Source organism: Pseudomonas sp. 4CAES_32.4 (genome assembly GCF_058136335.1).
The window spans coordinates 5,379,873-5,401,136 of sequence record NZ_CM176882.1 but is presented as its reverse complement, the minus strand read 5'-3'; the positions used below and the strand labels follow the sequence as shown (position 1 = coordinate 5,401,136).

20 protein-coding genes and 1 pseudogene are annotated in these 21,264 nt (G+C 59.6%); 11 read left to right on the top strand and 10 right to left on the bottom strand.

Annotated features, from left to right (window positions below):
• Positions 1–33: 33 nt before the first annotated feature.
• The gene (locus AC3Y64_RS24320; RefSeq protein WP_489985512.1) at positions 34–867 is read right to left on the bottom strand and encodes an aldo/keto reductase; all 834 of its coding nucleotides are present in this window, start codon (positions 865–867) and stop codon (positions 34–36) included.
• The gene (locus AC3Y64_RS24315; RefSeq protein ID WP_489985511.1) at positions 851–2,590 is read right to left on the bottom strand and encodes an FAD-dependent oxidoreductase; all 1,740 of its coding nucleotides are present in this window, start codon (positions 2,588–2,590) and stop codon (positions 851–853) included. Before AC3Y64_RS24315 ends, AC3Y64_RS24320 begins: the two co-directional genes overlap by 17 nt.
• Positions 2,591–2,766: 176 nt before the next feature.
• Between AC3Y64_RS24315 and AC3Y64_RS24310 the strand changes: the two genes are divergently transcribed.
• From AC3Y64_RS24310 to AC3Y64_RS24295, 4 genes are all read left to right on the top strand, one after another.
• Complete coding sequence (locus tag AC3Y64_RS24310; RefSeq protein ID WP_489985510.1) at positions 2,767–3,543, top strand: IclR family transcriptional regulator; 777 nt, start codon at positions 2,767–2,769, stop codon at positions 3,541–3,543.
• Between the two features lie 238 nt (positions 3,544–3,781).
• A complete protein-coding gene (locus AC3Y64_RS24305; protein ID WP_489985509.1) occupies positions 3,782–4,843 on the top strand; it encodes a Gfo/Idh/MocA family protein in 1,062 nt (353 codons plus the stop codon).
• A 2-nt stretch (positions 4,844–4,845) separates the two neighbouring features.
• Positions 4,846–5,661, top strand: a complete 816-nt coding sequence (locus AC3Y64_RS24300) for a sugar phosphate isomerase/epimerase family protein (protein WP_489985508.1) — start codon at positions 4,846–4,848, stop codon at positions 5,659–5,661.
• Between the two features lie 99 nt (positions 5,662–5,760).
• Entirely contained in the window at positions 5,761–6,639 is an 879-nt protein-coding gene (locus AC3Y64_RS24295; RefSeq protein WP_463555779.1) for a DMT family transporter, read from the top strand.
• A 125-nt stretch (positions 6,640–6,764) separates the two neighbouring features.
• Here AC3Y64_RS24295 and AC3Y64_RS24290 read toward each other — a convergent pair whose 3' ends face one another.
• Positions 6,765–8,102: an MFS transporter gene (locus AC3Y64_RS24290; RefSeq protein WP_489985507.1), complete on the bottom strand. Its 1,338-nt coding sequence runs from the start codon at positions 8,100–8,102 to the stop codon at positions 6,765–6,767.
• A 358-nt stretch (positions 8,103–8,460) separates the two neighbouring features.
• Here AC3Y64_RS24290 and quiC point away from each other — a divergent pair, with 358 nt between their 5' ends.
• Both quiC and AC3Y64_RS24280 read left to right on the top strand, forming a co-directional pair.
• Positions 8,461–10,362, top strand: a complete 1,902-nt coding sequence (gene quiC / locus AC3Y64_RS24285; protein ID WP_489985506.1) for a 3-dehydroshikimate dehydratase QuiC — start codon at positions 8,461–8,463, stop codon at positions 10,360–10,362.
• 101 nt (positions 10,363–10,463) lie between these two features.
• The gene (locus tag AC3Y64_RS24280) at positions 10,464–11,141 is read left to right on the top strand and encodes a TetR/AcrR family transcriptional regulator (RefSeq protein WP_489985505.1); all 678 of its coding nucleotides are present in this window, start codon (positions 10,464–10,466) and stop codon (positions 11,139–11,141) included.
• A gap of 78 nt (positions 11,142–11,219) precedes the next feature.
• On the opposite strand, the gene AC3Y64_RS24275 is transcribed toward AC3Y64_RS24280, so the two are convergent.
• Both AC3Y64_RS24275 and aroQ read right to left on the bottom strand, forming a co-directional pair.
• On the bottom strand, positions 11,220–12,074 hold the full coding sequence (locus tag AC3Y64_RS24275; protein ID WP_489985504.1) for a shikimate dehydrogenase: 855 nt from the start codon (positions 12,072–12,074) through the stop codon (positions 11,220–11,222).
• 5 nt (positions 12,075–12,079) lie between these two features.
• Positions 12,080–12,520, bottom strand: a complete 441-nt coding sequence (gene aroQ, locus AC3Y64_RS24270) for a type II 3-dehydroquinate dehydratase (protein WP_489985503.1) — start codon at positions 12,518–12,520, stop codon at positions 12,080–12,082.
• Between the two features lie 329 nt (positions 12,521–12,849).
• On the opposite strand from aroQ, the pseudogene AC3Y64_RS24265 reads away from it, so the two are divergent.
• Both AC3Y64_RS24265 and AC3Y64_RS24260 read left to right on the top strand, forming a co-directional pair.
• Positions 12,850–13,278 (top strand): annotated as a pseudogene (locus AC3Y64_RS24265) (DUF4160 domain-containing protein).
• The gene (locus tag AC3Y64_RS24260; RefSeq protein WP_489985502.1) at positions 13,275–13,721 is read left to right on the top strand and encodes a DUF2442 domain-containing protein; all 447 of its coding nucleotides are present in this window, start codon (positions 13,275–13,277) and stop codon (positions 13,719–13,721) included. Before AC3Y64_RS24265 ends, AC3Y64_RS24260 begins: the two are co-directional and overlap by 4 nt.
• A gap of 55 nt (positions 13,722–13,776) precedes the next feature.
• Here the strand turns inward: AC3Y64_RS24260 and trmA are convergent, their stop codons facing one another.
• Together trmA and AC3Y64_RS24250 are read right to left on the bottom strand one after the other, a co-directional pair.
• On the bottom strand, positions 13,777–14,856 hold the full coding sequence (gene trmA, locus AC3Y64_RS24255; protein WP_489985501.1) for a tRNA (uridine(54)-C5)-methyltransferase TrmA: 1,080 nt from the start codon (positions 14,854–14,856) through the stop codon (positions 13,777–13,779).
• Positions 14,853–16,148: an NCS2 family permease gene (locus AC3Y64_RS24250; RefSeq protein WP_158957565.1), complete on the bottom strand. Its 1,296-nt coding sequence runs from the start codon at positions 16,146–16,148 to the stop codon at positions 14,853–14,855. The genes trmA and AC3Y64_RS24250 overlap by 4 nt, the downstream gene beginning before the upstream one ends.
• Before the next feature lie 281 nt (positions 16,149–16,429).
• On the opposite strand from AC3Y64_RS24250, the gene AC3Y64_RS24245 reads away from it, so the two are divergent.
• Entirely contained in the window at positions 16,430–16,813 is a 384-nt protein-coding gene (locus tag AC3Y64_RS24245) for a DUF4879 domain-containing protein (RefSeq protein WP_489988028.1), read from the top strand.
• Positions 16,814–16,879: 66 nt separating this feature from the next.
• Positions 16,880–17,431 carry a DJ-1 family glyoxalase III gene (locus AC3Y64_RS24240; protein ID WP_489985500.1) on the top strand — a complete coding sequence of 184 codons (552 nt, stop codon included), beginning with the start codon at positions 16,880–16,882 and terminating at the stop codon, positions 17,429–17,431.
• A 4-nt stretch (positions 17,432–17,435) separates the two neighbouring features.
• Here the strand turns inward: AC3Y64_RS24240 and AC3Y64_RS24235 are convergent, their stop codons facing one another.
• From AC3Y64_RS24235 to AC3Y64_RS24225, 3 genes are all read right to left on the bottom strand, one after another.
• Complete coding sequence (locus tag AC3Y64_RS24235; RefSeq protein WP_158957571.1) at positions 17,436–17,723, bottom strand: HigA family addiction module antitoxin; 288 nt, start codon at positions 17,721–17,723, stop codon at positions 17,436–17,438.
• Between the two features lie 14 nt (positions 17,724–17,737).
• A complete protein-coding gene (locus tag AC3Y64_RS24230) occupies positions 17,738–18,016 on the bottom strand; it encodes a type II toxin-antitoxin system RelE/ParE family toxin (protein WP_489985499.1) in 279 nt (92 codons plus the stop codon).
• 98 nt (positions 18,017–18,114) lie between these two features.
• Positions 18,115–19,353 (bottom strand): MFS transporter, encoded by a 1,239-nt coding sequence (locus AC3Y64_RS24225; protein WP_489985498.1) that lies wholly within the window; start codon positions 19,351–19,353, stop codon positions 18,115–18,117.
• Positions 19,354–19,812: 459 nt separating this feature from the next.
• Here AC3Y64_RS24225 and AC3Y64_RS24220 point away from each other — a divergent pair, with 459 nt between their 5' ends.
• Complete coding sequence (locus tag AC3Y64_RS24220; protein WP_489985497.1) at positions 19,813–21,261, top strand: cytochrome ubiquinol oxidase subunit I; 1,449 nt, start codon at positions 19,813–19,815, stop codon at positions 21,259–21,261.
• Positions 21,262–21,264 lie beyond the last annotated feature (3 nt).

The window sequence follows — 21,264 nt, the reverse complement described above, 5'->3', positions numbered from 1 at the left end:
TCCCGCTGCGGGTTTCTTTCAGCAGGTCATGGTCTAGCGATCAAACGCATCCCACTCGGGGGCAAAATCCGGGCTGACCTGACGTTCGCGTTTCGACAGCGCGGCAATCAACGCCCGATCCTCATCGTCCAGTTCAACTTTTAGCGACGCGAGATTGGCCAGTTGATTGGTCTGGCTGCTGGCCTTGGGAATCGCGGCAACGTTGGGCTGATCGAGTAACCATTTCAGTGCGACTTGAGTCGGCAGCACGCCGTGCTTTTTGGCGATCTGTTGAATCTGCGGGATGTCCGAGACCTTGTTGCGTGCCAGTGGGGTGTAGGCCGTCAGTGCCATGTCGTGTTGACGAGCGTAGTCGAGCAGGGCGTTTTGGCCGAGCAGGACGTGGTACTCGACCTGAATCGCTGACAGACCGATCCCATATTCCTCGATGACTTTGCGCAGTAGCGGCAGAGGAAAATTCGCCACACCAATGTTGCGGGCCAGGCCCTGTTCCTTGAACGAGGCGAGCGTTTCGAGAGTGCGCGGCAGGTCCCAATCCTCGGTTGGCCAGTGGATCATGAACAGATCGACGTAGTCGCTGCGCAACGCCTTGAGGCTGCGATCCATGGAGTGACGCATTGCGTCCGGCTGCAGCTGATCCCACCAGACTTTCGTGGTGACGTGAATCTGCTCGCGAGGTGTCGGCGTATTCGCCAGGGCCTGTCCGACTGCGTCTTCATTGTTGTAGGCCGCTGCCGTGTCGATGTGGCGATAACCCAGTTCCAGCGCTTGCTCCACGGCACGGGTGCATTCGTCACCAAGCATCGGCCAAGTGCCGAGGCCGAGTTTCGGCATGTTCAAACCCTGGGCGTTAACGATGTGCTGCATGGTCGATCTCCTGTTCGAAAGCAGTAATGCCGGCAATGTGCCGGGCGGCGATGTAACCGAAAGTCAGGGCCGGGCCGATATTGATGCCGCCCGCCGGGTAGTGACCGCCCATGATGCTGGCCATGTCGCCACCCGCCGCGTAAAGCCCGGCGATCGGTTGTTCTTTGGCATCCAGCACTTGCGCGTGCGGATTGACCTTGAGGCCGGCGAATGTGCCGAAGCAGCCGGGCTGGACTTTTACTGCGTAGAACGGGCCGGTTTCTATTGGGGCAACGCAGGGATTGGGAAGGTTCGCCGGATCGCCCTGTTTGCGGTTATAGGGTGAGGTGCCGCGTCCGAACAACGGGTCTTCGCCGTTGCGTGCATGGTGGTTGTAGTCGTCGAGGGTTTGGCGCAAACCGGTCGGGTCGATGCCGCAGGCGATGGCCAATTCTTCAACGGTGTTACCGGTTTTCAGATAGCCGCTGCGGATGAATTCCGACACGGGCAGCGGAAATGGCCTCGAAATACCAAGGCCATATCGCCGTTGAAAGGCGCGCGTGCAGATCAGCCAGGAGGCGACTTCTTCGCCTTCCGGCGCAGCAGCGACCATGGCGCTGACATAGTCGTAGTAACCGTTGGCTTCGTTGACGAAGCGCTGACCGTTACGCAGCACGCCGATGATCCCCGGTTTGCCGCGCTCGATGATGTGTGGGAAGTGGCCGGTGCTGCCGTCGGAATGCGGCACTTGCGACACCGGTGCCCACGCCACGGGTGAGGCGACATCGGTATTGACCCGGGCGCCGACGCTTTCGCCCAGGCGCAAGCCATCGCCATTAACCGCCAGCGGCGGCAGCGCCCAATGCTCGTGGCCGGTGGGTGTGCGTGGGAACAGGGCTTTACGCCGTTCGATGTCATTGGCGAAACCACCGGCGGCGAGCACCACGGCTTTGCGGGCATGAATGCGCATCGGGCCTTTGCGGGTGTTGATCTCTGCACCCGAAACGCGATTTTCGTGGCGCAGCAGGTCCGTCACAGGCGCTGATTCCCACAGCAATACGCCGAGGTCTTCGGCGGACTTCGCCAGCCGTGCCACCAGTGCCACGCCATTGACCAGTTGCATCGCTCGGCCATGCACCGCGAGGTCGAACAGGTGCCGAGTGAAACGTTGGGTCACATGCCATGCGGCTTTCATTGAGCGCGTCAGATTGAGGAACGCCGACAAATCCGCGCCGGCCATGATCGGCATGCCCATGAAGGAGGTTTCGCGCATGGTGGTACGAAGGCGCTTGAGCAAGCGTCCGACTTTGCGTCCATCGTAGGGCGCCGCGATGACCGAGCGACCGCCGGTGCCGGCACCCGGCGTGTCGCCATGAATATCGGCGATGGCGTTGCCATCGGCAAATTGCAAAGCGGTGTTCTGCTCGAAAAACGCCACCATGCGCGGCGCCGCTTCCAGGAAGGCGTCGATCATCGCCGGGTTGTACTGATCGCCCATTTCATGGCGCAAATAGGTGCGCGGTTGTTCGATGTCTTCGACGATCCCGGCCCGGCGAGCCAGCGGATTGCACGGCACCCACGCCCAACCACCGGACCAGGCCGTAGCACCACCAAACACCGGATCCTTCTCGACGACGATGACTTTCAAGCCATGCCACGCGGCGGTGACGGCGGCCGACAAACCGGCGGCGCCAGAACCGACGACCAATACGTCGCAGTCGATATCAGAGAGTTCGGCAGACATCCAACAGCGCTCCAACTGAAATTATTTTTGGAATTTGATTCCAGAAAATAGCGAGTGCTGGAGTCCTTCGACAAGCGTTGATTCAACAATGCGGGCGGTTATCGAACAGTCGGTTCCAGATTTCGCTTTACTGCGGATGTCTTCTAGAATCCGCGAAATTTCAATTGGATGTCCCCATGGCCGGCAGTCAAATCGAACGGGTTTTCAGCGTGCTGGAAAGCCTCACCAGTGATCCGCGCGGGCTGCCGATGCAGACGCTGGCCGAGCAACTGGATATCCCGAAAAGCGCGACGCATCGTCTGCTCGCCGAGCTGATTCGTCTCGGCTACGTGCGACAGAATCCGGAAACCTTGCGCTATCACCTGTCGACCAAACTGGTCGCGATGGGCTTTCAATACCTGTCGAGCAGTGGCGCCGATATCGTCCAGCCTGTGCTTGATCGACTGGCGCAGGAAACCGGTGAACTGGTGCGTTTGGGGGTGATCGATGGCGAGCGCCAGACCTGGATTGCCAAGGCCCAAGGCGCGCGCAGCGGTCTGCGTTATGACCCGGACATGGGCCGCGATGCACCGCTGTTTTACACCGCATCCGGGCATGCGTGGCTGGCGTGCATGAGTGATGCCGAGGCTTTATCGCTGGTCGAGCGTCAGGCGGCAGAGGTGCCGGTGGGCGTTGGGCCGAATGCGCCGCGCTCCAATATCGAATTGCTGGAACGCCTGCGTCTGGCCCGCGAGCAGGGTTATGCGTGTGTCGAGGAGAGTTCGGCGGTGGGGACCTCGGCGATTGCGGCGGTGGTGAAGCATCCAACGGATGGTCGGGTGATCGGTGTGCTGAGTATTGCCGGGCCGAGTGCGCGGATGCCGGGGGCGCGCTTGCATGAGTTGGCGCCGTTGTTGCTGACGTTTGCTGAAGAATTATCCGCCGCCAGTCTGGCCTCTGAATTGTTTATCTGACTCTGCGAAAATCCCCTGTAGGAGTGAGCCTGCTCGCGATAGCAGTGGTTCAGCCAACACTAATGGCGACTGATAGTCCGCTATCGCGAGCAGGCTCACTCCTACATTGGAGCTTTATTGGGCACAAAAACGTGCGGTGTTCGCACGGTTTTCGAGTCAACGGGTTTTTGATTCTGGAACTCAGTTCTAAATTGTTGCCGAAGTGATATTCCAACAACAATTAGAAAAGGACCGCCCCTTGAATTCGCCCCTTCGAATCGCCCTTGTCGGTGCCGGCAACATGGGCCAACAACATTATCGGCACCTGCAAACCCTCACCGAAGCGACGCTCTGCGCAGTGGCTGACCCTGGGCCGCAGGCGCAAAGTCTTGCGGCTGAATGGGGTGTAAGGCATTTCGCCGATCACCGTCAGATGCTCGAACTCATCAGGCCAGACGCGGTAATCGTCGCCAACCCGAATAATCAGCACGTCGCTACGGCGCTCGATTGTCTGGCGGCGGGTGTGCCGGTGCTGCTGGAGAAACCCGTCGGCGTGCATTTGGAGGAGGTCGCTGAGCTGGTCGCAGCGGTCAAGCGCACGGGCGTGCCGGTACTGGTCGGCCATCATCGGCGACACAATCCGCTGATCGTGCGTGCCCATGAGTTGGTGCAGAGCGGGGCGCTCGGACGTTTGACCACGGTCACGGCGCTGTTCCAGTTGCGCAAGCCGGACAGCTACTTCGAGATCCCGTGGCGCCGTGAACCGGGCGCCGGGATGTTGCTGACCAACCTGATTCACGACCTCGACTTGCTCCGGCACCTGTGCGGTGAAGTGCGCTCGGTCCAAGCGATCACCGACAACGCCGTGCGTGGTTTTGCCAATGAGGACAGCGCGGCGGTGTTGCTGCAATTCGAGGGCGGTACGTTGGGCACCTTGAGCGGATCCGACGCGGTCGTGGCCCCGTGGAGTTGGGAGCTCGATTCCGGCGAGAACCCGGCGTATCCGCGCCAGGCTGATCAGCCGTGCTATCTGCTGGCCGGGACTGCCGGCGCATTGAGCATTCCGCAGCTCAAGCGTTGGCATTACGCCGCCGATCAGGTCGATGCCGGTTGGCATGAACCCTTGTTGATGGTCGAAGAGTCCTACAGCGGTGACGAAGCTTTGCGCTTGCAGTTACAGCATTTCGTACGCGTAGCGCGGCGTGAGGTCGAGCCGCTGGTCAGTGCCGCGGATGCCGCCCGCACCCTTGCACTGATCGAAGCCATCCGCGAAGCCGCCGCTACTGGCCGTGCTTGCGCCCCTGCACTGATCGAGGCTTGAACATGAGCGAAAGAATCCTGTCCCTGGCCAGCCTGACCGTGCTGGAGTTATCGCCGCCGCAAATGGTCGAAGTCGCTGCGCGGGCCGGTTATAGCCACGTCGGCTTGCGCCTGGAGCCGGCAACGCCTGAGGAATATCACTTTCCGTTGGTAGCCGATGGTGATTTGCGGCGTCAGACCTTGGCGCAGTTGCGTGACACGGGCATCCGCGTGCTCGACGTGGAAATCCTCCGTTTGAAACCGCAAACCGTCGTCGCCGATTTCGAGAAACTTCTGACGGTCGGTGCGGAATTTGCCGCGACTGAGTTGCTGGTCGCTGGTAACGATCCTGACGAGCAACGTCTGACAGATAACTTCGCGGCGCTGTGTGATCTGGCGAAGCCCTACGGGTTGCACCCGCATCTGGAATTCATGCCCTGGACGGATGCTCGCAATCTCGAGCAGGCGTTGCGCATTGTCGAAAACGCCGACCGGGAAAATGCGGCGGTGCTGGTGGACGCGTTTCACTTTGATCGCTCGGGTTCGCGGTTGGAGGATCTGGCGGCCATAGCGCCGTCGCGCCTGCGCTATGCGCAATTGTGTGACGTGGTGGGGCCGAGACCGTCGGACATGGCCGAGATCTTGCGTCAGGCGCGCAACGAGCGGCGGTTTCCCGGCGAGGGCGATTGCGATCTGCTCGGGTTGTTGAAAGCGCTGCCGACTAATATTCCACTGAGTCTGGAAATTCCCACGGTGAAACTGTTGGAGCAGGGCGTGAGCGGATTAGAGCGAGCGCAGATGGCCATCGACAGAACCCGGGAATTGTTGGCGCGGTTGTAAGCGCTGCTGCGCACCTTTCGCGGGCAAGCCCGCTCCCACAGGGGGAGGCTAGCCTGTCCGCGAAGCTTTTGATCTTTTATGGCAACACAAGGAAACCCAATGACCGTCAGCACCCCGCTCTCCGGTGTCAATCAACCCTTCAAGGGGATCTTGCTGATTGTCGTGGCGACCTTCCTGTTCTCCAGCCATGACGCGCTGTCGAAATACCTGTCCGGGTTCTATCCGATCGTGATGGTGGTGTGGGCGCGGTATCTGGTGCATACCTTACTGATGGCGGGAATTTTTCTGCCGCAGTCCGGGTTGCGCGTCCTACGCACCAAGAAGCCTTTATGGCAACTGACCCGAGCACTTTGCCTACTGGGCACCAGCCTGTTTTTCACCACCGCGCTGCTGTACATCCCGTTGGCGGAAGCCACGGCGGTCAACTTTCTTGCGCCAGTGCTGGTGACCGCATTATCAGTGCCGCTGCTCAAGGAGCGAGTGACCCGTGGCCAATGGATTGCGGTGATCTGCGGCTTCATCGGCGTGCTGATCATCGTCCATCCGGGCGGAGAGTTGTTCACTCCGGCGGTGCTGCTGCCGTTCTGCTCGGCGCTGTTCTTCTGCTTCTATCAACTGCTGACGCGCAAGCTCGCCGAAATCGACAGCCCGACTACCAGCAACTTCTTCGCCGGGCTGTGCAACACGCTGGTGATGAGTGCGCTGGTGCCGTTCTTCTGGCAGGTGCCGACGCTGACTCACGCCGGGCTGATGCTGGCGCTGGGCAGCTGCGGGATGACTGCGCATCTGTTTCTGACCCAGGCATTCCGGCATGCCGCACCGGCGCTGCTGGCGCCGTTCGGTTATTGCCAGATTGTGTTTGCAGGGCTGTTGGGCTGGTTGCTGTTCAATCACACGCCGAGTCTGTTGACGGTGATCGGCATTGCGGTGATCTGTTGCAGCGGACTGGCGGCAGCGTGGCAGCAGAGCCGCCGCTGAAGAAACCGCAAACCTCTGTGTAGGAGCTGACGAGTGAAACGAGGCTGCGATCTTTTGATCTTCAACATCAAGATCAAAAGATCGCAGCGTGCCGCAGCTCCTGCACAGGAGATGGTGTAGGCAGATTACTCGGTGACGGTAGGAATCTTGCGCGGTGCCATGAAGTACATCCACGTCAGCGCAATGAAGTACATCGCCGGAATGAGGGTGAACAACACCGTGTAGTTGTTGTTGGTCACGGTCAGGATGTGGCCGACGATCTGGGTCATGAACATCCCGCCGATCGCTGCGCACATGCCGCCGAAACCGAACACCGTACTCATCATGTGCTTGGGCGTGTAGTCCATCACCAGGCTCCAGATGTTCGCCGTCCAGGCCTGATGTGCACCGATGGCCAGAGAGATCGCCGCCACCGCCACCCACAGATTCGCTGAGCCAGCCGCCATGACCACGCCGATGATGCAGCAGGCAAACAGGAACATCGACAGCAGCCGCGCCTTGATCGAGTTCATCCCGCGACCGATCAGGAACGAAGACAGAATCCCGCCACCGACGCTGCCGAAGTCAGCCGTGACGTAGATGATGATCAGCGGAATACCCATCTGGGTGACGTTGATGCCCAGGTTGTATTGCTGATTGAGAAACGGCGGCAGCCAGTACAGATAGAACCAGAACACCGGCGCGGTCAGCGAGTAGGCGAGGGCGAAGGCCCAGGTGCCGCGCATGCGCAGGATTTTCGAGAACGGCACGCGGGCCTGTTCCGGTTCGACTTCTTGCTGGATGTAGTCCAGTTCGGACTGTTTGACGCTCGGGTGATCTTCCGGGTTGAAGTACTTCAAGCCCCAGAACAGCAGCCAGATCCCGCCCAGTGCCGACATGCACAGGAACGCCGCTTGCCAGCCCCAGACGTGTAGGATCAGCGGCAGCAGCATCGGCGTGAACATCGCGCCGACGTTGGTGCCGGCGTTGAAGATGCCGGTGGCGACTGCGCGTTCGCCGGCCGGGAACCACAGGCGCGTGGTTTTCACGCAGGCCGGGTAGTTCGCCGCTTCGGTGAGACCGAGGATGAATCGGCAGACCATGAAGCCAACCGCCGAAGTCGCCAGACCGTGGGCGCCGGTGGCCAGGCTCCAGAGCAGCACGGCGCAGAAGAACACGCGTTTGACCCCGACTCGGTCGATCAGTCGACCCTGCAGGACGAAACCGATCGCGTAGCCGACCTGAAACCAGAAGTTGATGTTGGCGTAATCCATCGCCGTCCAGCTCATTTCCTTGGCGAGGATTGGCTGCATGACGCCGAGGGCGGCGCGGTCGATGTAGTTCAGGGTGGTGGCGAAAAACACCAGCGCCAGCATGCCCCAACGGGTCTTGCCGACGGCCATGGCGCCGCGGATCTTGTCGCCGATGCCACCCGTGGCAGTGCTCATGGCCGGGGCCATGCGGGAAGTCTGTGAAGGAATCATGTGTTCCACCCGTTTTTGGATTTGTTATTTGGTGTGCTTTTTTTCTTTGCACGCTGCGACCGGTGGTTCAGATCCGGACTCAATGTGCGGTCGATGTTGGGCAGTGGACGAAAAATCGTCAATTCGCCAAACCGCCATTGTGTTCGATAATCGCACGCAAAACTAACCGGGTAGTACACTTTAAATTGCTGCCGCGATCGATGCAGCCAATAATTTCCCTACTATAAAAACCATCCCATGCAGGAGCTGACGCAGGCTGCGATCTTTTGATTGTGCGTTTCACAAATAAAGATCAAACGATCGCAGCCTCCGGCAGCTCCTACATAAAGATCAAACGGCGCAGTCCGGGAGTTGAATCATGCAGCGTTCCATTGCCACCGTTTCCTTGAGCGGCACCCTGCCGGAAAAACTCGAAGCCATCGCCGCCGCCGGGTTCGACGGGGTGGAAATTTTCGAAAACGACCTCCTGTACTACGACGGCAGCCCGCGGGAAATTAAACAGATGTGCGCCGATCTCGGCATCGCCATCACTCTGTTTCAGCCGTTCCGCGATTTCGAAGGCTGCCGCCGTGATCGCCTGGCGCGCAATCTTGAGCGCGCCGAACGCAAGTTCGACCTGATGCAGGAACTGGGCACCGACCTGGTGCTGGTCTGCAGCAACGCCTCGGCCGACAGCGTCGGCGATCAACAAATTCTAGTCGATGACCTGCGCCTGCTGGCCGAACGTGCCGGCGCGCGCGGCTTGCGCATTGGTTACGAAGCGCTGGCCTGGGGCCGTCACGTCAATACTTATCAACAGGTCTGGGACATCGTGCGCCAAGCCGATCACCCGAGCCTCGGCGTGTTGCTCGACAGCTTCCATACGCTGTCGTTGAAGGGCGATCCCCGCGCCATCGCCGATATTCCCGGCGACAAGATCTTCTTCGTGCAAATGGCGGACGCGCCGATCCTGCAGATGGACGTGCTGGAGTGGAGCCGGCATTTCCGTTGCTTCCCGGGGCAGGGCGAATTCGATCTGCCGGGCTTTCTTGCGCCGATCATCCAGAGTGGTTACACCGGGCCGCTGTCGCTGGAAATCTTCAACGACGGCTTCCGCGCCGCGCCGCCACGGGCTAATGCCGCCGATGGTTTGCGTTCGCTGCTGTATCTGGAAGAGAAGACTCGTCAGCGTCTGGAGCAAGAAACCCAGCCTGTGGCCAATCGCGAAATCCTCTTCGAAACACCGAAGGCCAGCGAGTACAACGGCATCGAGTTTCTCGAATTCGCCGTGGATGAAAGCCTCGGCGCCAAGCTGTCGAACTGGCTGGAACGTCTCGGCTTCGTCAAGGCCGGGCAGCATCGCTCCAAGAGTGTGAGTCTGCTGCGTCAGGGCGATATCAACCTGATCCTCAACTCCGAACCGTATTCGTTTGCTCACAGCTTTTTCGAGGCTCACGGCCCGTCGCTGTGTGCCACCGCCGTGCGGGTCAAGGACAGCGCCAGTGCGCTGGCCCGTGCCGTCGCTTATAAAGGTCAGCCCTATCGCGGACTGGTCGGCCCCAACGAATTGGAACTGGCGGCGGTGCGCGCACCGGACGGCAGCCTGATTTATCTGGTCGATGAACAGGCCGATGTCTACGGCACTGATTTCAATCTGCTGGCGGACGCACCGGCCCGTGGCGGTCTCAAGCGTATCGACCACATGGCCATGGCGCTGCCCGCCGACAGTCTCGACAGTTGGGTGCTGTTCTATAAGAGCCTGCTGGATTTTGAGGCGGACGATGAAGTGGTGTTGCCCGACCCGTACGGTCTGGTGAAAAGTCGCGCATTGCGCAGCCGCGACAGTTCGATTCGTTTGCCGCTGAACATTTCCGAGAACCGCAACACCGCGATCTCCCACGCGCTGTCGAGTTATCGCGGCTCGGGCGTGCATCACATCGCCTTCGATTGTGACGACATCTTCGCCGAAGTCAGTCGCGCCAAAGAGGCCGGTGTGCCGTTGCTGGATATCCCGCTCAACTATTACGACGACCTCGCCGCACGTTTCGACTTCGACGACGAATTCCTCAGCGAACTGGCCTATTACAACGTCTTGTACGACCGTGATACCCAGGGCGGTGAGCTGTTCCACGTCTACACGGAACCGTTCGAAGGGCGCTTCTTCTTCGAGATTATCCAGCGTAAAAACGGCTACGCCGGTTACGGCGCGGCCAACGTTGCGGTGCGTCTGGCGGCGATGGCCAAATCACGCAGTGGCGCCGTGCGCCAGGCGAAGTTGTAGGAAATTCGTAAACGCGGGATTAAACACAGGCCGCGCGGCTTCCTTCACTGTGCTGCGCGGCCCATAATCGCCGCCTGTGCAGTGATGGCCGTGAGCCCGCAATGACAATGAATACAGAACTTACCGCAGCTCCTGAAGTGTCCGCCGTTGAGCCGCGCAAGAGTCGCAAGAACAACCCGGAAAAGACCCGCGAGAACATCCTGCAGGAGGCGATCGTCGAGTTCGTCCAGCAAGGTTTGTCGGGGGCTCGCGTCGACGCGATCGCCGAGCGTATTCACACCTCTAAACGCATGATCTATTACTACTTCGGCAGCAAGGAGCAGTTGTACGTCGAGGTATTGGAAAAGCTTTACGGTGATATCCGCAGCACCGAAAACCGTCTGCACCTCGCCGAACTGGCGCCGGTGGAGGCGATTCGCCGGTTGGTCGAATTCACTTTCGATCACCACGACCGCAACGTCGATTTCGTGCGCATCGTCAGCATCGAAAATATCCACAACGCTGAATTCGTGAAGCGTTCCGATGCGATCAAGGCAATGAACAACACCATTCTCGATTCACTCGGCGAGATTTTGCGTCGGGGTGCTGATGAAGGTGTGTTCCGTGCGGGGCTGGATGCGCTGGACGTGCATTTGCTGATCAGTTCGTTCTGCTTCTATCGCGTGTCGAACCGGCACACATTTGGCGAGATCTTTCAGATTGATCTGCCGGATGAGGGTATCAAACAGCGGCATCGCGAGATGATTTGCGAGTCGGTGTTGCGTTATCTACAAGCCTGACAATCAAAAGATCGCAGCCTTCGGCAGCTCCTACACCGATCTCTGTAGGAGCTGCCGAAGGCTGCGATCTTTTGATCTTCAACCATTCATGCTTTGAAAATGCGCCAGCATCCGCTGCGCATCCGGCACTACGCCACTGAACAACTCAAACGCCTTCACCGCTTGAAACACCGCCATGTTGCCGCCGTCCAGCGTCCGGCAACCCAACGCCCTCGCATTACGCAGCAACTCGGTTTCCAGCGGGAAATACACGATCTCCGCCACCCACAATTCCTTGCGCAGCAACTCGACCGGCACCGGCATGCCCGGCAGTTTGGCCATGCCCATCGGCGTGGTATTCACCAGTCCGTCAGCCTGATTCAGCGTGCTCGGCAGATCATGCCCAGCCACCGCACGACCAAAGCCGAAATGCTCATTGAGGTTATTCGCCAGGCTTTCGGCGCGTTCACGGTCGACGTCGAAAATGCTCAGTTGCTGTACGCCTTCGCTCAACAGCGCGTGGGCCACCGCTGCACCGGCGCCACCAGCGCCCATCTGGACCACACGCTCACGGGCGGCGTCCTTCAAGCCACGACGAAAACCCTCGGCGAAACCCAGACAGTCCGTGTTGTGACCGACCCGTTTGCCATCCTTCAGCACCACGGTGTTCACCGCGCCAATGCCTTTGGCTTCCGGCGACAACTCATCGAGCAGCGGAATGATCGCTTGCTTGCACGGAAAGGTAATGTTCAGCCCGGTGTAGTTCATTCGTTCCGCCGCCAGCAGCAGGTCGGGAAGGGCGCTGCTGTCCATTTTCAACTGGTCGAGATCGATCAATCGATACAGATAACGCATGCCCTGCGCATCACCTTCGTGCTCATGCAGCGCCGGCGTGCGCGAGGCCTGAATGCCAGCGCCGATCAGTCCGGCGAGTATCACGTTGTGGCCCGACATGCGATTCACCCCTTCAGCCGCTGACTGAAATGTTCCAGCGCCAAGCGATAGCCATTGCTGCCAAACCCGGCCATCACTGCCGTGGCAATCGCCGAGACGAACGAGTGATGACGAAACGGTTCGCGGGCATGCACGTTGGACAGGTGCACTTCGATCACCGGCAGTTCACTGGCCACCAGCGCATCGCGAATCGCCACCGACGTGTGCGTCCACGCCGCCGGATTGATCACGATCCCCGCGCAACGACCGCGAGCCGCGTGAATCCAGTCGAGCAGTTCGCCTTCGTGATTGGTCTGGCGAAACTCCACGGCCAGGCCGAATTCCTCGGCGGCGCGACCGCACAGAGCGGAAATATCCGCCAGGGTTTCGTGGCCGTAAGTCGCCGGCTCGCGGGTGCCGAGCAGGTTCAGGTTCGGGCCGTTGAGCACCAGAACGATAGGGGACATGAGGGGTAACTCCACTTATTGTTTTTGGCTTTGGCCAGAGGTGTCGGCCTGTGGAGATAAAATGTACTAGATGGTTACCATGGTCAATTGAACAAAAATGGCCTTGGCGTTTTATGTTCGGTTATCGCACACAAGCAAGTTTCAGGTTCGGTTCTGATCTAGATGTAACGACAGCTTTGCTTACGTTTTTTCCTGAAAATTGGTCAGCTATTCGCCTACGCCGACGCTAGCCTCAAAGCAGTGAGGCACGTCGCGTGCTTGATCACCAGTTGTCGGATTTGAAAGGAATATCGAATCCTGAAACTTATTAACCTAACGGATGGGTTAGCATGAAGGTGTGCAGCTACAAGGGATTGTCGATTGTCATCATGCTGCGAGATGAACATTGCCCACCTCACGTTTACGTGAACGCGGGCAGTTGGAGTGCTCGATTGCAGTTCAGTTTCTGGTGCAACGATATTGAGCTTTGGGACGTCGTGCCGCTTTCTCGTCGACCACCCTTGGCCGTGCTGGAAGGCTTGTGTCGGTCCCTTGAGCAGCCTGCTCATCTGCGACGAGCACGCGGGATCTGGTGGTCGAAATTGCAAACTGTCTGTCTCGACAATCAGTTGTAGGACAGCAAATCAAACGAAGTGCTGGGGATGAAACTCGTCACTGACACGACCTATAGAGTGGGATCGGCGCGTTATCTGCCAGACGAGGGCAAGACCCTTCTGACATTGGTAGGCGCATTGGAAGGAGTGGAAATCGATTTATGAAAATCATCAAGGCGAAGCCATCCGCACGTCGCCCCCTTACGGAGGAGATGATCGACGTCGCCATCCAGCAAGGGCAAGCACGCCAAGCGAATAGCTTGCAGGCTGTCTCCGTAACCTTTGAGAAACCATCACTGATCATCCGTTTTGAAGACGGCAGCGGTGTCTTGCTACCGGTGGATCGTTTTCCAGAGTTCGACGGATTCAACGCAGAGGATTATGAAAACCTGACAGTCGGATTCGCGGGCACTGCGCTTTGCCACGAAGGCAAGGATCTCGATGTGTCCATCGCCGGAATGATTTCAGCGAGCCCGTCATTGATGCTGATGGCCGCTTCGGTAGTGGCTTCGCGCAACGGCCGTCAGAGCAGCGCGGCAAAGTCTGCAGCCGCGCGGGCGAACGGCAAAAAGGGCGGGCGCCCACGCAAGGTCGATCCTGCTTTGTAAGCACCCACAAAAAAGCCGTCAATCACGACGGCTTTCTCGTATTCGCTGCCAGCACTCAGCGTCGGGTCAGCAACACACCCGATTCCATGTGATGCGTCCACGGGAACTGGTCGAACAACGCGCATTTGGTAATGCGGTGCGTGTCGTGCAACTGTGCGATGTTGGCCGCCAGGGTTTCCGGGTTGCAGGAGATGTACAGGATGTTGTCGAAACGCCGGGTCAGCTCGCAGGTGTCCGGGTCCATGCCGGCGCGTGGCGGGTCGACGAAGACGCTACCGAACTCATAGCTCTTCAGGTCGATGCCCTGCAGGCGACGGAACGGGCGCACTTCGTTGAGCGCTTCGGTCAGTTCTTCGGCGGACAAGCGCACCAGGGTGACGTTATCCACAGCGTTTTCGCTGAGGTTGCTCAATGCAGCGTTGACCGAGGTCTTGCTGATTTCAGTGGCCAGCACTTTGCGCACGCGGGTGGCGAGCGGCAGGGTGAAATTGCCGTTGCCGCAATACAGCTCCAGCAAATCATCGCTGCGATCGCCCAGCGCGTCGTACGCCCAGTTCAACATCTTCTGGTTCACTGTGCCGTTAGGCTGGGTGAACGCGCCTTCCGGCTGGCGATAGCTGAACGTGCGACCGCCGACGTCAAGTTTCTCAACCACGTAATCGAGGCCGAGCACTTCGCGTTTGCCTTTCGAGCGGCCGATGATGCTGACGCCGAGGTCCGCCGCCAGTTTGGTCGCCGCTGTGTGCCAGTGCTCGTCCAGCGGACGGTGATAGCACAGGGTGATCATTGCATCGCCGGACAGCGTGGTCAGGAACTCGACCTGAAACAACTTGTGGCTCAGTGCCGAACTGGACTGCCACGCCGCTTTCAGCTGCGGCATCAACTGGTTGATGCGCAGGCTGGCGATCGGGAACTCTTCGATCAGAATCGGCGTGCGTTTATCGTCCTGAGCGAACATCGCGTAGTGCCGATCGCCGCCCTCGCGCCACAGGCGGAACTCGGCACGCAGACGGAAGTTCTGCAGTGGCGAGTCGAACACGGTCGGCTCGGGGGCATCGAATGGTGCCAGCAGATCGCGCAGGCGCGTGACCTTGGCTTCAAGTTGCTCGGCGTAAGCCTGGGAATCAAATGTCATGCGTTGAACCAACCCAACTTGATCACGAACAGAATCGACAGAATCACCAGCGCCGGGTTCAGCTCACGGGCGCGGCCCGACAGCAGCTTGATCACGGTCCAGGAAATGAAACCGAACGCGATGCCGTTGGCAATCGAGTAAGTGAATGGCATGGCCAGCGCGGTCACGACAACCGGCGCGGCAACGGTGATGTCTTCCCAGTCTATTTCCGCCAGACCCGAAGTCATCAGCACGGCGACGAACAGCAGTGCCGGTGCAGTGGCGAAGGCCGGAACGCTGGCCGCCAGTGGCGAGAAAAACAGCGCCAGCAGGAACAGGATTGCCACGACGATGGCCGTCAGGCCAGTACGGCCGCCAGCACTGACGCCGGCAGCGGATTCGATGTAGCTGGTGGTGGTCGACGTGCCCAGCAGCGAACCGGCCATGGCCGCGGTGCTGTCGGCGATCAGTGCGCGACCCATTTTCGGCATGTGGCCGTCCTTGCCCATCAGGCCGGCGCGCTTGGCGACGCCGATCAGAGTGCCGGAGTTGTCGAACAGGTCGACGAACAGGAAGGCGAAGATCACGCTGACCAGACCGATGTCCAGCGCGCCTTTGATGTCCAGTTGCATGAAGGTCGGGGCCAGCGAAGGTGGCATTGAGGTCACGCCGCCGAACGGGGTGAAGCCCATGGCGATGGAGATGATGGTCACCGCCAGAATGCCGATCAGCACGGCGCCGCGCACTTTTAGCGCTTCGAGGGCGACGATCAGGGCGAAGCCGAGGGTGGCGAGGATCGGTGCCGGAGCTTTCAGGTCGCCGAGGCCGACCATGGTCGCCGGGTTGCTCACCACGATGCCAGCATTGTGCAGGGCGATCAGCGCCAGGAACAGGCCGATACCGGCGGCAATCGCCGAACGCAGTGGCAGCGGGATGCTGTTGATGATCCATTCGCGGATGCGGAAGATCGACAGCAGGAAGAAGCACACCGCCGAAATGAACACCGCACCTAGCGCCACTTGCCACGTGTGGCCCATGTGCAGAACCACGGTGTAGGTGAAGAAGGCGTTCAGACCCATGCCCGGAGCGAGGGCAATCGGGTAGTTGGCGATGAGACCCATGATCGTCGAACCGATCGCGGCGGCCAGACAGGTGGCAACGAATACCGCGCCCTTGTCCATGCCGGTCTCACCAAGAATGCTCGGGTTGACGAACAGAATGTAGGCCATGGCCAAGAAAGTCGTGATGCCCGCCAGAATCTCGGTGCGCACGTTGGTGTTGTGTGCCTTGAGTTGAAACAGCCTTTCCAGCATGTCTGCTCCCCGTGGCGCGCGTGGCGCCGTGAATGTATCGACCTCAACAGCAAAGCACAGACCGTCGCAAGCGCCTGGAAAATTGTGGTGGGCCGGAAAAAGCCGCGCATCATACCAGCAGCGTGGGGGATTGGCTGCGATCGTCGGCGATGTTTTGCAGTTGAGCGAACTGCGCCATACTGCGCGCCAGTTTTGGGGAGATGGTCATGGTGGCTTTGAAGGGCAATATCGTTCGAACGTTGGGGCTGTTTTGTGCGATTGCGGCCAGTGCGCCTGCCGTGATGGCGGCATCGGCTCCACCGTTGTCCAGCGCCCAGGTGCTCAAAGTGCAATCGGCGGCCTGCGGCATCGAAAATATTTCCGACGGTCAGGAGCAGACCGCGTGTGACCACGGCGGGGCAAACATCAAGGTCTATGTCCTGGAGATGGGTTATGGCCGCGTGCCCCATGTCACCCTGGACGGTTTCGGACTCGACGGCATGAAAACCCAGGTGTGCGCCTACGGTAACGGCAACCTGACGGAGTGCACGGGCGCGTCGACCAAGATCGTCGGCGCGTTGTACATCTATGACCTCGGCGGCAAGCAGGAGGGGACGTTCACCTTCAGCAACACCTCGATCAATGCGCCGGGCAACACCATCTCGACCCAGCTTTACATCAAGTAACGGCTGGCGCTGCGCGATCCGGGGGAAGCTGACTACGCTTCAAGGATCACCCAGCGGATAACGCCCATGACCTTTAGAGCCCTGATTACCCTCGCCGAGGGCATCGATGATCTGCAAAGTGTGACCTTGATCGACGTGCTGCGCCGCGCCGGCATCGAAGTCGTCGCGGCCAGCATCGAAGGCCGGCGCATGCTCACCTGTGCGCGTGGTACACGCCTGACTGCCGACGGCATGCTGGTCGATGTGCTGGCACAGACCTTCGACCTGATCGCCTTGCCCGGCGGCGCCGTCGGTGCGCAACACCTGGCCGCACACCAACCGTTGCAACAATTGCTCAAGGATCAATCCAGCGCCGGACGCCTGTTCGCCGCCATCGGCGAGTCCCCGGCTGTCGCCCTGCAAACCGCCGGCGTGCTGCGTCAGCGGCGCATGACTTGTCTACCGAGCGCCAGCCACCAATTGTCTGGCTGTACATTTGTTGACCAGCCCGTGGTGGTCGATGGCAATTGCATCACCGCTCAGGGCTCAGGTGCGGTGCTGGAGTTTGCCTTGGCGCTGGTTGAGCAACTGGGCGGCAAGGCGTTGCGGGTGAAGGTGGCGGGAGAGTTGTTGGTTTGAAAAATCAGGCGTGGGCCGCTATTGGCTCAATGACCGGTTGCTCACGGTGCTCTGCTTGCCACAAATCGTAATCGGTTTGAACACCTAACCAGGCGCGCGCCTTGCCAATGCCTGCTCGTTCCAGCCGTACAGCCAGATCCGGGCTGATCGGAGCGTGGCCGTGCAATACACGAGAAAGGTGCGGGCGTGCAAAGCCCAAATGGCGGGCCAATTCGGTAACGCTGATACCCAACTCGGGCAGAACATCCATCAGCAGTGTTTCACCGGGGTGTGGCGGGTTGTGCAAGGGCATGAGCCTGCCTCCTGTCAGCGGTGGTCCAGATAATCGACCAATTCGATATCCGAGCCGACAAAACGAAAGATCACTCGCCAGTTGCCTGAAACGCTCAGCGACCAGTATTCGGTCAGCTCACGTTTCAGTGGATGCAGACGCCATCCCGGAAGATCCAGATCTCCGGGAAGCGTAGCGCGATCCATGAACTGCAGCATGCGCGACAGCCGTTTTGCGTGATCGGCACGAATTCCGCGAGTCGAACCTGTTTCATAGAAGCCACGAAGGCCTTTGTGCTGAAAGGATTTGATCATGGGACGAGTGTAAGGCGATACATTACACTCGGTGCGGCAACTATGTACCGCACGTTCTCAGTTAATTTGTGATCGAGATGTTGGTTCTGTCGCTGAACTCAGACCTTCACCTCTTCCACCGGCACATGCATCCGGTCGCGATTCGCCAGTGTCGGAAACAGCTTGATCCACGTCCCCGTCACCACCAGCGTGCCGATCCCGCCCATGACTACCGCCGGCACGGTGCCGAACCAGTGGGCGGTGACGCCGGATTCGAATTCGCCCAGCTGATTCGAAGCGCCGATGAACAGGCCATTTACCGCGCTGACTCGGCCGCGCATTTCGTCCGGGGTTTCCAGTTGTACGAAAGACGCGCGGATGACCATGCTGATCATGTCCGCCGCTCCGAGCACCACCAGCACCGCCAGCGAGAACCAGAACGAGGTCGACAGGCCGAAGGCGATGGTGGCGACGCCGAAAATTCCGACCGCCGTGAACATCACCCGGCCGACGTTACGTTCCACGGCGAATCGTGCGAGGTACAGCGACATCAATAGCGCACCCACCGCTGGCGCCGAGCGCAACAGGCCCAGTCCCCACGGGCCGGTCAGCAGAATGTCTTTGGCAAACACCGGCAACAGCGCCGTGGCGCCACCGAGCAGCACCGCGAACAGATCCAGGGAAATCGCCCCGAGGATGTCCGGGCGGCTGCGAATGAAGCGGATCCCCGCCAGCAACGAATCCAGCGTGGCCTTGCCTTTGTTCAATGGCGTCTGTCGCGCAGGCAGATTGAGCATCAGCGTGCAGGCAATCACATAAAGCAGCACGGTCGGGCCGTACACCCAGACACTGCCGAACGCATAAAGCAAACCGCCGAGGGCCGGGGCGACGATGGTCGCGGACTGTTGCGCTGACTGCGCCGCCGCGACGGCTCGGGGGAACAGTGCGCTGGGCACGATGCTCGGCAGCAACGCCTGAGTGGTCGGCATCTCGAACGAGCGCGCCGCACCGAGCAGGAAGGCGAGGATGAAGATCATCTCGCGGGTGACGTGGTCGGTGGCGCTGCCGATGGCCAGTGCCAGCGCGATCAACGCCTGCAACGACTGACAGATCGCCGCGACTCTGCGCCGGTCGTAACGGTCTGCCACGTGCCCGGTGTGCAGCATGAACAGCACACGCGGCGCGAATTCGACAAGACCGACCAAACCCAGGTCGAGCACGTTGCCGGTCAGTTGATAGAGGTTCCAGCCGATCGCCACGGTGAGCATCTGGAAACCGCTGGCGGTAAAGATCCGTGCCATCCAGAACGCGAGAAACGGGCGATGGTGACGTAACAGCAAAGGCTCTTGGCTGGGCATCTGAAGGCAGGTCTGGCTCGAGGGGAACTGCGAGGTTATCACCAGTCTGTAACAGGAAGTTGCTATGACAAAAAATTTAGTTAGGAGGACATCGATTTGTTTGCGGTGAAGATTGATTTTGCTGTTCAGGAATTTTCGTCATCCCCGAGATCTGTACTGTTTTCCGTGCTGCCAACGCTCCGGGGATTTGTTGCAGGGCGTTGCCACGGTTGTGAGGCAACTTGTCACGCGGCAAACGACCACGCCGTTCAACGCCAAAAATGGGACTACTCTTTCAACGTTGCTTGATCCAGATCAAGACCCAAAAGGAATTGATCCGGTGGCCAGTTGGCCAGACTCCCTGCGTTGCGATGGTTGTTTAAAAAGAACGAATCAGAATTCGCCGCACTCCATATCCGTGGGGGCAGTGGGTGCAGGCCTCCGGGTCCGCAGCCGGTACTACCTGACAGAGGAAGCCATATGTTCGGTTTAGAGGCACTAGATCTCGCCCGAATTCAGTTCGCGTTCACCATCTCGTTCCACATCCTGTTCCCGGCCATCACCATCGGTCTGGCGAGTTACCTTGCGGTGCTTGAAGGCCTGTGGCTGAAAACCCACAACGACACCTACCGTGACCTCTACCATTTCTGGTCGAAGATCTTTGCCGTCAACTTCGGCATGGGCGTGGTCTCCGGGTTGGTCATGGCCTATCAGTTCGGCACCAACTGGAGCCGCTTTTCGGACTTCGCCGGCGCCGTCACCGGGCCGTTGCTGACTTATGAAGTGCTCACGGCATTCTTCCTCGAGGCCGGTTTCCTCGGTGTGATGCTGTTCGGCTGGAACAAGGTCGGGCGCGGGCTGCACTTCTTCTCGACGGTGATGGTGGCCATCGGTACGTTGATTTCAACGTTCTGGATTCTCGCCTCCAACAGCTGGATGCAGACTCCGCAGGGCTTCGAGATCGTCAACGGCCAAGTGATTCCGACCGACTGGCTGGCGATCATCTTCAACCCTTCGTTCCCGTACCGCCTGATGCACATGGCCACGGCGGCATTCGTTGCCACGGCGTTCTTCGTCGGTTCCTCGGCGGCCTGGCATTTGCTGCGCGGCAAGGACAACCCGGCGATCCGCACCATGCTCTCGATGGCCATGTGGATGGCGCTGATCGTTGCCCCGATTCAAGCGGTCATCGGCGATTTCCATGGCCTCAATACCCTTGAACACCAACCGGCGAAAATTGCCGCGATCGAAGGTCACTGGGAAAACAAAGGTGACGAAGCCACGCCGCTGATCCTGTTCGGCTGGCCGGACATGAAAGAAGAGAGGACCAAGTTTGCCGTGGAGATCCCGTACCTCGGCAGCCTGATCCTGACTCACTCGCTGGACAAGCAGGTGCCGGCGCTCAAGGAATTCCCGCCAGAAGACCGGCCGAATTCGACCATCGTGTTCTGGTCGTTCCGGGTCATGGTCGGCCTTGGCTTCCTGATGATCTTCACCGGTTTGTGGAGCCTGTGGCTGCGTAAACGCGACACGCTCTATACCTCGCGCCCGTTCCTGTATCTGGCGCTGTGGATGGGGCCGTCGGGTCTGATCGCGATTCTGGCGGGCTGGTTCACCACTGAAATCGGCCGTCAGCCATGGGTGGTCTACGGTTTGATGCGCACGGCGGATGCGTCCTCCAACCACAGTTTCATGCAGATGAGCATCACGCTGATCATGTTTGTGGTGGTGTATTTCGCGCTGTTCGGCGCAGGTCTCGGCTACATGATGCGTCTGGTGCGCAAGGGACCGAAGATCAGCGAGGGCGCGGAAACGCCGGACGGTGGTCCTGGCAAGAAACGTACACCGGCCCGTCCGTTGTCCGCTGCCGACGATTCGGCCGATGCCGATCACGGCGACGACGACCTTCGCGTGACCAAGGAGATTTGACTC